We start from the raw sequence: 15627 nt of genomic DNA on the forward strand, positions 1-15627 counted from the left end.
CCTTACTGAAATCTTTATCATTTTTTATCGTATTATTTCAATTATTGAAATAATACCAAACTGACTATAAAAAATGCAATAAAAATCCCCATTAACTAACGGATTTGTATGGATTATCATTAAAGTACCCCTAAAATTGTATGAAATGAAAAAATTAATCATTTAACGGTTATTTCATCTAATAAAAAGGTCAAATCCTTGCAAATATGATCTCATAAGTTCCAACTTTGTAATGAATTCAAACACTCAAAGTAAAAGGACTATGAGAAATTCAATCAAACACCTGATGGCGTTATTAATAGTTTTTAGTGCCATCGCTTCAGCCAGATCAGCAGACTCAATTGAAATGGCAACTGTATGTAAAATCGTAGCGGAAAATGACGATCACTACAAAGTGATCTACCAGGCTGCGAAGCGACAAAATGTGACTATTCAGCTTTTTGATGATAAGAACCAGTTAGTTTATTCAGAAGGTCTTACTTCTTCAGCATTTGTTAAACGTTTTGATTTGACAAACCTGCCTGTTGGTAGCTACCAAATGCAGGTAAAAGCGGAGAATATCGATTTCAAAGAGGATATTAAGTTAGGAGATGTTTCAGGTTTCAATGTATTCCTTACTCCTCAGAGCAAGAGAGAGATATCCTTTGTAGGATCACATGAAGATGGAAAAGATATGACCCTCTTCATTCTTGATGATGCCAATGAGGTGGTATACAGAGAAAGCTTTGAAGACACAAAGCAGATTCATAAGAAATACAATTTCGAAAAACTGCATTCAGAAGGTGTTTCATTTGTGTTTTATCACAATGATCAGCTGATCAAAGAGCAGAAATTCGATTTCTAATACCGGATAATCCGGGAAGTACGTAATTAAATAACAAATACTTCTTCATTCTTCATACGATAGAAAGGGTGCCGGTTTCCAGCATCCTTTTTTTATTGGATTTTGCAACTCCGGGAAAATATGGATTGACCCGGAATCACCTTGATAACTATCAGGGGGTATTGCCCATGCCCCAACACGCTGAAAGAAAAATACTCCCCTGTAGCTGAGAAGGGTTTTCGTACCTGAGGGCGGACGGTCCGACGTATCAGTCGAACCGGCACTCCTTGCGGAGTTAGTCCATTATAAAAAAATAAACCCTCCTCATGTTTGTGAGAAGGGTTTTCGTACCTGAGGGCTGACGGTCCGACGTATCGGTCGAACCGGCACTCCTTGCGGAGTTTAGTCGATTATAAAAAAATAAACCCTCCTCAGATTTTGAGAAGGGTTTTCGTACCTGAGGCTGGACGGTCCGACGTATCGGTCGAACCGGCACTCCTTGCGGAGTTTAGTCGATTATAAAAAAATAAACCCTCCTCAGATTTTGAGAAGGGTTTTCGTACCTGAGGCTGGACGGTCCGACGTATCGGTCGAACCGGCACTCCTTGCGGAGTTTAGTCGATTATAAAAAAATAAACCCTCCTCATGTTTGTGAGAAGGGTTTTCGTACCTGAGGGCGGACGGTCCGACGTATCGGTCGAACCGGCACTCCTTGCGGAGTTAGTCCATTATAAAAAAATAAACCCTCCTCAGATTTTGAGAAGGGTTTTCGTACCTGAGGCCGGAATCGAACCGGCACTCCTTGCGGAACACGAGTTTGAGTCGTGCGCGTCTACCAGTTCCGCCACTCAGGCATTTTGTTTAGTAGACTGCCTTTCTCTTTTGGAAAGGAGGGCAAAAGTATCCAATCACATTAATTTATACAACTAAATTTACTTATGGTTATAGAGATTAAGCGAGCTCTTTCACCAGCTTTTTCAGCCGCTTGATCTTACGACCATAGATCAGGTGGATCAAATAAGTCAGGATCAGACCAATAATGGAAAGCATCACTATTGAAACACCTATTGAAATGAGCCAGAAATTTAGGTTTCCCTTCATTTCTTCAGTGATGCTTCCGTTATTCACGCCATCCATCAGCCCTTTAATCAGTCCTACAATCAATGAAACCCATATGACCACTTTGTAGTGCAGCAGGAAAAAGTTTAGGTAGCGATATAGTTTCTTTAAGCCTGTCCTTACGTCTTCGCTGTAGCTAAACTCTCTAACCTCAGAAATTAAGAACCTGTAATAGAAGATATAAGCAACAGTAATTACAAGAAAGCTGGCGCCCCAAATGTAATCTGTAGTGTCAATAAAGAACCAATAGACAAGCAGAGGAATAAAGGCAACGTTGAGCCAGAATTCAATGGATAAGATCACTTTTATCCAATAGAGGGTCCCTTTAGACCTTGACCGAATGGTCTGATCCACGTCTATATCCACTTTTTGGGAAAGCTGTTTCCCCTTTTCCCAGATCGATATGATGTCCAGCTCCTTAGCCATTGATCATTTTCTTCAGTTTTTCTTTTAGCCGCTTCACTTTCACGCCGACGTTTGAAACCGTCATACCAAGGATCTCACTGATCTCCTGGTAGCTTTTCTTTTCCAAATAGAGGAGTATGATTGCCCGATCTGAGTCTTTAAGCTTACGAATGGCTTTGTACAGCAGATCTACCTGCTCCTTCTCTGTAGTATCAGTATCTTCTCTTACCTCCAGGTTGGTAATGGGCTCGGTTTCCAGCTTTTTCTTTCTCCTGGTAGCCAGACACACGTTTAATGCTACCCGGTATACCCAGGTAGAAATCCTGGAGTTTCCGGCAAATTTCTGATGAGACTTCCATAGCTGGATTGTCACCTCCTGTATCAGATCTTTCAGCTCTTCCTCATCACATGAGTATGCCCGGCATATGTGGGTGATGATACCCATATTTTCGGTCACAAATGCTTTGAAAAAGTGCTCTGACACGATGTTAGGTTAGATGCGGAAACATAAGATTTTCTTACATCAAATGGTTATTTTTTTGCCCGTCGTTTAAATCCGCCACGTTTCTTTTCCGGGGCTTTTTCAGCAAGCTCTTTGCATTCCTCATAGGTAAGCTCTTCGGGCTTTTTGTCTTTTGGAATTTTCACATTCTTCTTGCCAAATTTGATGTAAGGGCCATATTTGCCGTTTAAAACAAAGACATTTTCGTCTTCATCAAAGGTCTTGATGTACTTATTAGCATCCTGCTCCCGTTTTTCCAGAATCAACTCAATAGCTTCCTCTGCAGTGATGCTAAGCGGATCCTGATCTGGTTTCAGGGACGCAAATTTACCATTGTGACGAATGTAGGGACCGTACCTCCCTACTGCGGCAGTCATCACCTCACCCTCATACTCACCAACCTCTCTTGGAAGTTTGAATAATTCTATGGCATCTTCGAGTGTGATGTTTTCTAAAAGCTGTCCATGTCTAAGGCTGGCAAATTTTGGTTTCTCACCACCGTTTTCTTCATCCTCCATCTCTCCAAGCTGTACGTATGCGCCATATTTACCTAGCTTGGCGATTACGGGCTTGCCGGTTTTAGGATCAGTACCCAGCTCTCTGGAGGAATTGACCTCCGATCTTTTTAGCTGTGAGGTGTCCTCTACTTTGGAATGGAAATCACCGTAAAATGATCTGATCATTTGGGTCCAGTCCACCTTTCCATGGGAGATTTCGTCAAATTCCAACTCCACCTTGGCGGTAAAGGAAAAGTCAATCACATTTGGAAAATGCTCGACCAGAAAGTCATTAACGACCATTGCCGTATTCGTTGGGAACAGTTTATTCTTCTCCGTTCCGGTGACTTCTGTTTGTTCAGACTTTTCCACCTGGCCACCTTTCAGCCACAGCTCAGTGTAGTTTCGTTCATAGCCATCACGATTTTCTTTGGCCACGTAGTTTCGCTTTATAATGGTGGAAATGGTAGGAGCGTAAGTAGATGGACGGCCAATCCCCATTTCCTCGAGCTTTTTCACCAGGCTTGCTTCAGTATATCTGGGTGGGTGACGGGTAAAGCCCTGTTTCGCCAGCATATTTCTCGGGTCAAGGACCTGACCAATGGCGAGTGGGGGCAACATACCCTGATGCTCTTCCTCCTCACCCTCATCGTCCGTGGACTCAATGTATACTTTGAGGAAACCATCAAACTTCACTACTTCGCCCTGAGCTACCAGTTTTTCGTCAGCTGTGGAAATGCCTATGGTAGCCGTAGTTTTTTCCAGCTGAGCATCTGCCATCTGGGAGGCAATGGCCCTTTTCCAGATCAATTCATAAAGTCTGTTTCCCGCACTGTCAGATCCAGCTGACTGATTGGCAAAGTTTGTTGGCCGGATTGCTTCGTGAGCTTCCTGTGCACCCTGGCTTTTGGTTTTATAATGTCTTTCATTAAAGAAATTCGGGCCAAAGGCTTTGGTGATTTCTGCCTTAGCGCCTGAAATGGCCTCCTGAGAGAGGTTTACCGAGTCTGTCCTCATGTAGGAGATCTTACCTGATTCATAGAGTTTTTGAGCCACAGACATGGTGAGTGAAACCGGGAAGCTGAGCTTCCTGCTGGCTTCCTGCTGCAAGGTAGAAGTAGTAAATGGTGGAGCAGGAGACTTTTTAGCTGGTTTGGTTTCCAGGTTTTCTATGCTGAACTCAGCTGTTTTGCACTTTTCCAGAAAAGCTTGAGCCTCTTCTTCCGTTTTAAATTTTTTCGGAAGCTCGGCCTTTAAGACTTTGCCTTTTTCCAGGTTAAAAAGAGCCGTTACCTTATAGCTGGAAGTAGGCTCGAATTTTTCAATTTCCCGTTCACGCTCTACGACCAGCCGTACAGCCACTGACTGAACCCGGCCTGCAGAAAGGCCCGTTTTAATTTTTTTCCAAAGGATAGGTGAAAGCTCATAGCCTACTAATCGATCCAGTATCCTTCTCGCCTGTTGCGCATTGACGAGGTTTTGATCTATACCTCTGGGGTTTTCTATGGCGTTTTGAATGGCGTTTTTGGTGATTTCCCGGAAAACGATCCTTCTGGTTTTCTTATCATCCAGATCCAGGGCGTGTGCCAGATGCCACGAAATAGCCTCTCCTTCTCGGTCATCATCCGATGCGAGATAGATGGTTTCGGATTCCTTAGCCAGCTTTTTAAGCTCTTTGACAATGTCTTTCTTGTCTTTGGAGACCTTATAAGTTGGCGTGAAATTGTTCTCAATATCAATAGCGAAATCATCCTTGGGCAGATCACGAACGTGACCATAAGATGACTTCACCTGGTAATCCTTTCCTAAATATCCTTCTATTGTTTTTGCCTTTGCCGGCGACTCTACTATGACCAGGTTTTTACTCATTACACCAATTTTTTGAGGCGGTAAATATCTTCAAAAATTATTAATAAACTAAAGAATTGGCTTTTCGATCCTCCAAAACCGTAACTTTAGCCTTACGTATAAGCATAACTGATTTTAATACTTATGGTTAAAAAATTATGGCTTTTGCGGCACGGACAGGCTGAGCATCAGACTGGTAAAAGGGACTTTGAGAGGAGTCTCACCGAGCGGGGGAGATCTGCCATAAGCCTGCTGGGAAAAGAAATGGCAGGCCGTGATTTTTTCCCGCAACTTGTTTTATGCAGTCCGTCAAGCAGGACCAGGCAAACTGCGGATTTGTTCTTAAAAGAGCTACATAGCCATGGAAAATTGAAATATGTAGATGCCATTTATGAAGCCTCCCTTGCTGCACTTCTTGAAGTTGTCAATAGTGCGGACAGTCCGGATAACCTCCTGCTGATAGGCCACAATCCGGGGATATCTTACCTTTTAGACTACCTGGCTGATCGGTCTTTTAGCAATTTAAATCCAGGACAATTAGTAGAAATTACATTTACGGGCCTGGAGTGGTCAGAGGTTTCCAAAGGGACCGGAATTCTGAAAAGTTGATTTTATATCGTGAAAAAGATCTTAATAGCTCCAAATGCATTCAAGGGCTCTCTGGATGCTGAAAAGGCCGCACTGGCCATTCAGGATGGCTTTAGAAAAAGCAATCTTGATTGTGAATGCAGTGTGCTGCCAATTGCAGATGGAGGGGATGGCAGCCTGAAGGTGGTTTCCGGATATTTGGAGGCGGATTTACATGAGGTTAATGTCAGGGGACCGCTTGGGTGGAGTACTACGGCCAGGTATGGGTGGAATCAAAAAACAAAGACTGCCATTGTGGAATTGGCGGAGGCTTCCGGTATTCATCTGGTAAACGAGGATCAACTGGACCCCTGGAAGGCGACTACCTATGGTACCGGTCAGCTAATAGGGGCCGCTTTGGATGCCGGGGCTAAAACCATCTACCTCACAGTGGGAGGCAGCGCAACGGTAGATGCCGCTATCGGTATTTTAGATGCTTTGGGAGCTAAATTTTATCATAATAGTGGCGTGATCTCCCAGCCACTTGCTTCCGATTTTCGAAAGATAAATACCATTTCGGTAGACAAGCTCAAGGCATCTCTGGAGGATGTACACCTTGAAATACTTTGTGATGTAACCAATCCACTGCTGGGGGAGGAAGGAGCCGCCCAGGTCTTCGCACCTCAGAAAGGAGCCAGTGAAGGTGATGTGGTTGAGCTGGAAAAGGGTTTTACGCATTTAACCAGGATTGTCCAAAATCTATTTGGAGTGGATATCGGGAAGGTGACACACGGAGGAGCAGCAGGTGGTGTTGCGGCTATGCTTTATGGCGTATTAAATGCCAAACTGAGTCCCGGAGGAGAGAGAATTTTGGAGTGGGCGGGCTTTGATGAGAAGCTGGAATGGGCGGATCTGGTCATTACAGGAGAGGGGCATATAGATCAACAGACAAATTATGGGAAAGGGCCGGGGCTTGTTGCCAGTAAAGCAAAAGAGGCAGGCAAACCTGTGATCGGATTCAGTGGGTTTGTAGATGTGGAGGATTTGGAGATCCCCAATTTTGACGCAGTATTTCCCATAGCGAATGGACCGGGCTCATTGGCCAGTACGATGGCACATACTGAGGTCAACCTGGAACGTACGGCTTTTCAGGTTGGGAATTTGTTGGCACTGACTTAATGGAGTTAAGCTCACTGAGGAACTTCCTGTCACTATCCGTAGAGTTCCGAAGGGCTCTACGGATTGTAAAAATAAAGCTGAGTCTTTGACTCAGAAAAATATACTGATATTTTTACCTCCATGTCAGACGAAGGATATAAAATCAGGGATCAAAATGCAATTCACTTCATTACATTCTCCGTAGTTCAGTGGATAGATGTCTTTACAAGAAGAGAATATTGTGATATAATCGTAGACAGCCTGAATTTTTGTGTTGTAAATAAGGGATTAAACGTTCACGCCCGGTGTATAATGAGTAATCATTTACACCTGATACTGTCAGCCGCTGAGGGCTACCGATTATCCGACCTGTTGCGAGATTTTAAAAAGTTCACTTCTTATCAAATCACAAAAGCCATTGAACAGAATCCTCGGGAAAGCAGAAAAAACTGGATGCTGTGGATATTCAAAAAAGCTGGAGAGCAAAATAAAAGGAACGAAAGCTATCAGTTCTGGCAGCAGGAAAATCATCCCGTCGAATGTTCAACTTCTGCAATTCTTGATTCAAAAATGAAATATCTACATGAAAATCCTGTTCGGGCAGGGTTAGTAAGGTTTGAGGGAGATTATGTTCACTCTAGTGGTATTGACTACTACTGCGATGGGAAGGGACTTGTCAAGATTGAGCATATCTGAGTCATAAGACTCTTATTCATTCACAATCCGTAGAGCCCTTCGGAACTCTACGGATAGAGGTAGGAAGACAAACGTTAGCGGAGGCTCTCGCAGCGCTGCGAGAAGCAAGACAAACGTAGGAACAGGCCGCGCAGCACTGAGTGGAGCAAGAAAATTATTTTCTTTGTCTGCGTAGTGAATAGGCTGGTAAAATGAAACTCCGTTCCAGTCCGACTAAAGCCTGATCTAAGGTATTTTAGTAGGATCGAAACCGAAGAGTGAGTAGGATCAAGGTTTGTTTAAGCCATCCAGAAATGCCCGAAACTCCTCGGTATCATATTTTGACATGCCATGCTGACTCATGGCGATTTTTCCATCCGGACTCAGCACATAAGTAGTGGGGATGGATCTGGGGTTGTACGTTTTTGGGAGAGTAGAAGCCAGGAAATATATAGGCAGGTCAAATTCTTTTCGTTCAACAAACCGCAAAGCTTTTTTCGGATCTTCATCCAATGATATCATCACAAAAGCCACTTCTTTTCCTTTCTTTTCATACAGATCCTGAATATCGGGCATCTCTGCAATACACGGCGGGCACCAGGTAGCCCAGAAGTTCAAAAAAACCGTTTGCCCCTCAAATTCGGAAAAGTGAACGGCTCTTCCGCCCGCATTGGTGAGCTGGAAATTATAATCGGCTTCAGTAAGCGCTGTTTCATCTGTATCTGGTGTCATGAGGCCTGTTGCCAGGACTACCCGCTGTAGCTGACCAATGACCTCCGTATGAAGGCCGGTTACGTATAAGCCAATCCCTACCACAACCAACACGGTCCATTCGATTAATTCTCTTTTGTATGATTTTTTGGCCATCAAATTTTTTATTTTCTGTTACTCAATATCTCAACGAAATTATGGTTAATAAAATCCATAGAAACTTTATTTTTGCCGCCCTGGTGAAATGAGCATGAACTTGTTTTTCAACAAATTCGTCATAAATGTTAGAAAAGAAGTTCATGTGAGTTCTCTAAATGTTAAGTTTTTTGAGCTACATTTTCGACGCTCAAAAAAATTTTGAAGAAAATCACTATGATAAATTACGCAACGAAGATAGCCAACGAATTTTCTCTCAGGACCAATTTTGTAGAAGCGACTATAAAGTTACTGGACGATGGAGCCACTGTTCCGTTCATCTCGCGGTATCGGAAGGAGATGACAGGCTCGATGGATGAGGTAGAGGTTGCTAATGTAAGGGACCGGTTGGTTCAGTTGCGTGAGTTGGATAAGCGAAGAGAGGCTATCCTCAAGTCCATAGATGATCAGGAAAAGCTCACCCCTGAGCTCAAGAAAAAAATAGAAGCGGCGGAAACCATGACTGCCCTGGAGGATCTGTATCTGCCATACAAGCCCAAGCGCAAGACCAAAGCTTCGGTGGCCAGGGAGAAAGGGTTGGAGCCACTAGCCAAGGTGCTTTGGGAGCAGGGAAGTCTGAACCCGGAGCAGGAAGCTGAGAAATTTATCAATGAAGAGAAAGAAGTAGCTGATGTGGAGGCTGCCTTGCAGGGCGCCAGGGATATTATGGCTGAGTGGATCAGCGAAGATGCAGATGCAAGGGAGCGTATACGTACGATTTTCAGGTCAGAAGCCATCATCAAGTCCCGGGTAATGAAAGGCAAAGAGGCAGAGGGCAGCAAATACAAGGATTATTTTGAGTGGGAGGAGCCGTTTAAGAAAATACCCTCACACCGACTTCTTGCTATCCGAAGGGGTGAACGGGAAGGTATTCTGATGATGGATATTTTTCCTCCGGAGGAGGTGGCTATTGATCGGCTTTCGCGTCAATTTCTGAAAAGTCATAATGCTGCCAGCGAGCAGGTTGAGATTGCCCTTAAAGATTCCTATAAAAGGTTGATCAAACCAAGTATTGAAACTGAGATGCGGCTTGAATCTAAAAAAGCTGCCGATAAGGAAGCCATTGTTGTGTTTGCTGAAAACTTAAAGCAACTGCTGATGTCGCCACCGCTGGGACAGAAAGCAGTGATGGCGATCGATCCGGGGTTTAGAACCGGCTGTAAAGTAGTCTGCCTGGATAGACAGGGCAAGCTCCTTGAAAATACGGCGATCTATCCTAATGAACCTCAGCGAGATGTTTCCACCGCGTCGGCTGTGGTGGCAGCACTGGCTCAAAAGCACAACATTGAGGCCATAGCCATTGGTAATGGTACGGCGAGCCGGGAAACCGAGCAGTTTGTGAAGAAGATCGGTTTGCCAGGCAATATCATCATTGCCATGGTGAACGAAAGTGGAGCTTCAATTTATTCTGCTTCAGAAGTAGCCCGTGAAGAATTTAAAGATTACGATGTGACCGTTCGCGGAGCTGTTTCGATTGGTCGTCGTATGATGGATCCACTGGCTGAGCTGGTGAAGATCGACCCAAAATCTATTGGAGTAGGACAGTATCAGCATGATGTAGATCAGAATGAGCTAAAGCATTCCCTGGATGACGTGGTGATGAGCTGTGTGAATGGAGTAGGGGTGGAGTTGAATACAGCGAGTAAGCAGCTGCTCACGTATGTTTCAGGTCTCGGTCCTCAGCTGGCAGAAAACATTGTCAATTTCCGGAATGAACATGGAGCTTTTAAAAGCAGGGCGGACTTAAAGTCTGTTCCCCGGTTAGGCGATAAGGCCTTTGAGCAGGCGGCCGGGTTCCTTAGGATAAAAGGCGCCAAAAACCTGCTGGATGAAAGTGCAGTGCATCCGGAACGATATGAAACAGTCAGCTCTATGGCTAAAGACCTTGGATGCAATGTGGAAGACCTGGTAAAAGATCAAAACCTGAGAAAGCGGATCGATCTGAAGAAATATGTTTCAGGAGACCTGGGTTTGCCTACGCTGAAGGATATTATTGATGAACTGGCAAAGCCGGGACGCGATCCACGGGAAAAATTTGAGACTTTTTCGTTTGCAGATAATGTGCATGCCATCAGCGACCTTTCTGTTGGAATGAAACTTCCTGGAATCGTTACCAATATTACCAAGTTTGGGGCGTTTGTAGATGTGGGTGTCCACCAGGATGGGTTGGTACACATAAGTCACCTTTCCGATAGTTTTGTATCCGATCCTGCAAAAGCGGTAAAGCTTCAGGATAAAGTCATGGTAACGGTGCTGGAGGTGGACGTACCGAGAAAGCGAATCTCCCTTTCTATGAAATCGGATCCTTTTGGTCAGCCTAAACAAAAACAGCGAAAACAAGAGGAGAAACCTGCAGAAGGAGACTTACAAGCCAAACTGGCTATGCTTAAAGGTAAATTTGGAAGCTGATGCGATTAACCTTAATCATCATATTTGGTCTTTGTGTGCTTTTTGCATGTGATGATGATTTTTATCCTTCAGGCCTCTATGGCAGCCAGGTGGAACATCTCCTTGCTACAGATACCAGCAAAATCTGGCTGGTTGCCCAGTGGCAGGTTAATGGTGAAAATGTAGAAATCGCTGATTGCGAAGACTCCATAAAGGTAATCTTTGAGAACCTGCGAACGGGGATCGAAGCTTATGACTTGAGGTATCAGCCAGGCTGCTCAACTTATGATACCATTTACTACGGAGTACTTACCGCATCCACTGCTTTAGGAGATGACCAAAATAATAACCTCTTCACGGATACTTTGCTGTTTGAAGGTGGAGAGATCGATTACCTGATACTTGAAGGCATCAATCCGCTGGAAGTTCGGTGGAGGAAGAGAGACTCTGTAAATAGCGTATATCGGCTTGTAGCTCAGTAAACGTTAGCAACATTTACCATTTGGGCAGCTACAATACCGGCTGTTTCAGTTCTCAGTGTGTTACTTCCCAGGCTTACTTTCCTGAAACCAGACTTCATTGCCTTTTCTACTTCTGACGGATCAAAATCCCCTTCGGGTCCTATCAGGATCAGTGATCTTTCATTTGACCTGAGTTGGTTACTCAGATAAGGAAGGTTGGGTTCTACAACCCCTATGAGTTTGATGCCCTTGAAGGGTTCTTCTAAAAACCTGTCAAATTTTTCCAGTTCATTGATCCTGGTCAGGAATCCGCTTTTTGATTGCTTAAGTGCACTTATGGCTTTTTTATACAGCCGGTCTGTCCTAAGCTTGTTTCTTTCAGTGTTTTTAGTATGAACAAAACTGATCTCATCCACGCCCAGCTCACAGGCTTTTTCCACAAACCACTCGATTCGGTCGGTACTTTTTGTTGGTGCAATAGCAATATGGTTGTAAAATCTCTTCCGGGGAAAATTCCTTTCCTCAACCACCTCGAAGAAGCATTGGCGTCCGGTGATTTCCGTTATCCTCGCTTCATAACTTGTCCCCTGACCATCAAGGATACCGATAATATCACCGACCTTTTTTCTGAGCACTTTCACACAATGCTGATGCTCTTCACCTTCCAGGTGATGATGATTCTTTGTAACTTCGGGCTGATAAAAGAAAAGCATTTTCTAATTTGATCTTGCCTGATTTTCTATTCAGGGATATAGTAAAAAAACCTGACCCAAAACCATAAAATGCTCTCATGGCACATTTACGATTCAGCGCCCTCAATTTAGTAGAAACCAGACAAAAAGTAGAAGTAAAAACTCCCGGGAAGAAAATCTCAGATTATTTCGGAGAGTTGGCTTTCGGCTTTAGGCAAATGAGGTCTTCACTTTCCCCGGAAGTTTTTAAAAAAGTGGAGCATGCCATTGCCAACAGAAAGCGAATTGATCCTGAAACGGCTGACGCTGTGGCTGCTGCAGTACGCGTGTGGGCTATGGAAAAGGGTGTGACACACTATACCCATTGGTTTCAGCCCCTTACTGGCGCCACAGCCGAGAAACATGATGCGTTTTTTGATCCGATCATGGAGATCGAGCAGCTCAAAGGGGGGGAACTGGTACAGCAGGAACCCGATGCATCTTCTTTCCCAAGTGGCGGAATACGAAGCACTTTTGAGGCTCGGGGGTATACCGCATGGGACCCCTCTTCACCAATTTTTATTTACGGGAGCACCCTTTGTATCCCAACCATTTTTGTGGCATTTACAGGTGAAGCGCTGGACTATAAAGCCCCTCTGCTGAAGGCATTGGATGCCGTGGATAAAGCGGCCACCAAAGTGTGCAGGCTATTTGATAGAAATATCAGCAAGGTAAATGCCTCACTGGGATGGGAGCAGGAGTATTTTGTAGTAGATAAGGCGTTGTTTGATGCCCGACCAGACCTGGTACTAGGCGGACGTACGGTATTTGGTCACAATCCGGCCAGGGGTCAGCAACTGGATGACCATTATTTTGGGTCCATACCCGGGAGAGTCTATGATTATATGCGGGATTTTGAGATTGAAGCGCATCAGCTGGGTATTCCGCTCAGAACTCGTCATAATGAGGTGGCGCCCGGTCAATATGAAGTAGCTCCTATGTTTGGCCCCGTAAATGTAGCTACGGATCAGAACCAGCTGCTTAAAGACCTGATGACCAGGGTAGCTGAACGGCATAAGCTGAAGGTACTTTTTCATGAAAAACCGTTCGCAGATCTAAATGGAAGTGGCAAGCACAATAACTGGTCACTCATTACGGATACTGGGGTTAACCTCTTTCAGCCCACCAACAGCGCTCGCGACAATCTGATTTTCTTGATCTTTCTGGTCACTACGATTAAGGCTGTGTACGAACATGCGGATCTGCTGAGGGCGAGTATAGCCTCGGCTGGCAATGATTTTAGGCTGGGAGCTAACGAAGCGCCCCCCGCAATAATCTCGGTTTTCCTGGGTTCTACACTTTCAAAAGTACTGGATGAGCTGGAGCAGAATGGAAACGTCAAAATTCATAAAGGAGATAACCTGTACATGAAACTTGGTATCGATCAGATACCGGAGATCATTTTGGATAATACGGATAGAAACCGGACTTCTCCCTTTGCCTTTACGGGCAATAAGTTTGAGTTTCGTGCTGTGGGTAGTGATGCTAATGTGTCCAACCCGATGACGGTGCTAAACCTCATAGTGGCGGATCAGCTGACTGATTTTTACAAAAAGGTGAATAAGCTCATCGATAAGGGAGAGGATCGCAGACTGGCTACTATTGATATCCTCAGAGAGTACATTAAATCTTCAAAAAAGATTCGATTCGAAGGAGATGGATATTCTGAAGAGTGGGCAAAGGAGGCTCAAAAACGAAAATTATCCAATGTACGGGATACTCCACGAGCGCTTGACTTTTTGCTTACGGAAAAGTCGCTGAAAGTTTTCGAAAAACATAAGGTACTCACCAGGGTGGAGGTAGAAGCTCGTCAGGAGATCATGCTTGAAAATTACATCATGAAGGTCCAGATCGAGTCCAGAGTGATGGGAGACCTGGCACATAATCACATTATCCCTACTTCCATAGCTTATCAAAATAAGCTGCTCAAAAACGCAAACGGGCTTAAGGAGCTGGGTATTGACCCATCGGAGATTGTAAAAACGATCGAAGAGATATCCAAACATATCAGCAACCTGAGGAAGCTGGTGCATGACATGATCGAAGAGCGAAAACGAGTCAATAAAATAACAGACAGCCGCGAAAAAGCGATTGCTTATTGCGACGATGTGAAAGAGAAGTATTTCGAAGCGATTAGGTATGCTGCGGATAAGCTGGAGCTGTTTGTGGATGATGAGGATTGGCCACTCGTAAAATACCGGGAATTACTCTTCCTTAAGTAATTGGCTTGCGGTTTTGTTGGTGAATCTGTAGTGCAACTGACTTATTACTTCGGAGTATTCGGTTGGAATTCAATTTTATGCATAAATTATCCCTTTTAACTCCAGATGACGAAAACTTTCTTTGAAAAGAAGGTTTTGTCAGGGTAAAACAGAAACCTGAAAATGAAGAGAAGTATTTTATGGGTAGCATTTTTACCTTTTTTCGTTAGTTGCACAAAACCGCAACCCAAAGAATGGCAACTGCTTGGGTTCCAAAAACAAAATGAGGTCAACCCGGTTTTGGTGGCCGACACCAGCTCCCGTTTTACCGATCCCATTTCCGGGAATGTAGTCAGGTGGGAGGGTAAAGATGTGTTCAACCCGGCCTCAGTTGTTAAAGATGATACGCTCTTTTTGCTGTATCGTGCAGAGGACTTCATAGGAAAATATAATGGAACTTCCAGAATAGGTTTGGCCTACTCGCTGGATGGTTTGTCATTTCAGCGGCTGGATACTCCTGTTTTTTACCCGGAAGAGGATTCTTTTAAACTATTTGAGTGGGAAGGTGGAGCAGAAGATCCCAGAATAGTAGAGCGGGAAGATGGAAGGTATTTTATGACCTACACAGCATATGACGGAAACATCGCCCGGCTCCTTATTGCTTCCTCCGAAGACCTGAGAAACTGGACAAAGTACGGTTCTGTTTTTAAAGAAAAGAATGATGTTGACAGCTGGTCAAAGTCCGGTTCTATTGTGGCCAGGAAGGATGGAGATAGGCTTGTTGCAGAAAAGATCAACGGCGTTTACTGGATGTATTTTGGAGATACTGACCTGTTTTTAGCCACGTCAAAAGACCTGATCGCATGGGAGCCTCTGAAGGATGATGACGGTAACTGGAAAAAGGTTTTGTCGCCCAGGAAGGGATTTTTCGATAGCGACCTGGTGGAGCCGGGTCCTCCTGCCATGCTGACGAATGCAGGGATCGTATTGTTATATAATAGCAGAAACAAAGAAGCCACAGGAGATAAGAGCCTCCCCAACGGAACCTATGCAGCTGGTCAGGCACTTTTTGATTTAACGGATCCATCAAAGTTGGTAGACAGGTCGGCTGCTTATTTTATTTACCCTACGGAATCTTACGAGGTTACCGGACAGGTAAACAATGTCTGCTTTATTGAAGGTTTGAGTTCATATAAAGGGAAATGGTTCCTGTATTATGGAACAGCAGATTCTAAAATAGCCGTTGCAGTTTCGGAAGCTGATACCCACTGATCCAGTCTTTCCATTTGAAGGAACCTGTAGAAGGTAGCTAACCATTTTATCCCCAGGATGAGACCCATGGAAAT

General features: G+C 44.3%; 13 protein-coding genes and 1 tRNA gene. 8 read left to right on the forward strand and 6 right to left on the reverse strand.

The window, feature by feature from the left end:
- Positions 1 to 262 precede the first annotated feature (262 nt).
- On the forward strand, positions 263 to 844 hold the full coding sequence (locus AC3E9V_RS07135; protein ID WP_488752506.1) for a T9SS type A sorting domain-containing protein: 582 nt from the start codon (positions 263 to 265) through the stop codon (positions 842 to 844).
- A 751-nt stretch (positions 845 to 1595) separates the two neighbouring features.
- On the opposite strand, the gene AC3E9V_RS07140 is transcribed toward AC3E9V_RS07135, so the two are convergent.
- The 4 genes from AC3E9V_RS07140 to topA all read right to left on the reverse strand — a co-directional run bounded on the left by AC3E9V_RS07140 (position 1596) and on the right by topA (position 5215).
- A tRNA-Leu gene (locus AC3E9V_RS07140) sits at positions 1596 to 1677 on the reverse strand.
- A gap of 97 nt (positions 1678 to 1774) precedes the next feature.
- Entirely contained in the window at positions 1775 to 2368 is a 594-nt protein-coding gene (locus tag AC3E9V_RS07145; protein WP_488752507.1) for a DUF8845 family protein, read from the reverse strand.
- Positions 2361 to 2831: an RNA polymerase sigma factor gene (locus tag AC3E9V_RS07150; protein ID WP_488752508.1), complete on the reverse strand. Its 471-nt coding sequence runs from the start codon at positions 2829 to 2831 to the stop codon at positions 2361 to 2363. The genes AC3E9V_RS07145 and AC3E9V_RS07150 overlap by 8 nt, the downstream gene beginning before the upstream one ends.
- A 47-nt stretch (positions 2832 to 2878) precedes the next feature.
- Positions 2879 to 5215 carry a type I DNA topoisomerase gene (gene topA / locus AC3E9V_RS07155; RefSeq protein WP_488752509.1) on the reverse strand — a complete coding sequence of 779 codons (2337 nt, stop codon included), beginning with the start codon at positions 5213 to 5215 and terminating at the stop codon, positions 2879 to 2881.
- Between the two features lie 123 nt (positions 5216 to 5338).
- Here topA and AC3E9V_RS07160 point away from each other — a divergent pair, with 123 nt between their 5' ends.
- From AC3E9V_RS07160 to AC3E9V_RS07170, 3 genes are all read left to right on the forward strand, one after another.
- Positions 5339 to 5803 (forward strand): SixA phosphatase family protein, encoded by a 465-nt coding sequence (locus AC3E9V_RS07160; RefSeq protein WP_488752510.1) that lies wholly within the window; start codon positions 5339 to 5341, stop codon positions 5801 to 5803.
- A gap of 9 nt (positions 5804 to 5812) precedes the next feature.
- Entirely contained in the window at positions 5813 to 6940 is a 1128-nt protein-coding gene (locus tag AC3E9V_RS07165; protein ID WP_488752511.1) for a glycerate kinase, read from the forward strand.
- A 120-nt stretch (positions 6941 to 7060) separates the two neighbouring features.
- On the forward strand, positions 7061 to 7615 hold the full coding sequence (locus AC3E9V_RS07170) for an REP-associated tyrosine transposase (RefSeq protein WP_488752512.1): 555 nt from the start codon (positions 7061 to 7063) through the stop codon (positions 7613 to 7615).
- A 267-nt stretch (positions 7616 to 7882) separates the two neighbouring features.
- Here AC3E9V_RS07170 and AC3E9V_RS07175 read toward each other — a convergent pair whose 3' ends face one another.
- Positions 7883 to 8461 (reverse strand): TlpA family protein disulfide reductase, encoded by a 579-nt coding sequence (locus tag AC3E9V_RS07175; protein WP_488752513.1) that lies wholly within the window; start codon positions 8459 to 8461, stop codon positions 7883 to 7885.
- A gap of 216 nt (positions 8462 to 8677) precedes the next feature.
- Between AC3E9V_RS07175 and AC3E9V_RS07180 the strand changes: the two genes are divergently transcribed.
- Positions 8678 to 10909, forward strand: a complete 2232-nt coding sequence (locus AC3E9V_RS07180; RefSeq protein ID WP_488752514.1) for a Tex family protein — start codon at positions 8678 to 8680, stop codon at positions 10907 to 10909.
- Positions 10909 to 11370, forward strand: a complete 462-nt coding sequence (locus AC3E9V_RS07185; protein WP_488752515.1) for a hypothetical protein — start codon at positions 10909 to 10911, stop codon at positions 11368 to 11370. Before AC3E9V_RS07180 ends, AC3E9V_RS07185 begins: the two co-directional genes overlap by 1 nt.
- On the opposite strand, the gene AC3E9V_RS07190 is transcribed toward AC3E9V_RS07185, so the two are convergent.
- On the reverse strand, positions 11364 to 12062 hold the full coding sequence (locus AC3E9V_RS07190; RefSeq protein WP_488752516.1) for an RsmE family RNA methyltransferase: 699 nt from the start codon (positions 12060 to 12062) through the stop codon (positions 11364 to 11366). The genes AC3E9V_RS07185 and AC3E9V_RS07190 overlap by 7 nt on opposite strands.
- Before the next feature lie 77 nt (positions 12063 to 12139).
- Here AC3E9V_RS07190 and AC3E9V_RS07195 point away from each other — a divergent pair, with 77 nt between their 5' ends.
- Entirely contained in the window at positions 12140 to 14302 is a 2163-nt protein-coding gene (locus tag AC3E9V_RS07195) for a glutamine synthetase III family protein (protein WP_488752517.1), read from the forward strand.
- 162 nt (positions 14303 to 14464) lie between these two features.
- Positions 14465 to 15553, forward strand: a complete 1089-nt coding sequence (locus AC3E9V_RS07200; protein ID WP_488752518.1) for a glycoside hydrolase family 130 protein — start codon at positions 14465 to 14467, stop codon at positions 15551 to 15553.
- The last annotated feature ends 74 nt before the right edge of the window (positions 15554 to 15627 follow it).

This window comes from Marinoscillum sp. HNIBRBA16962 (genome assembly GCF_057801515.1).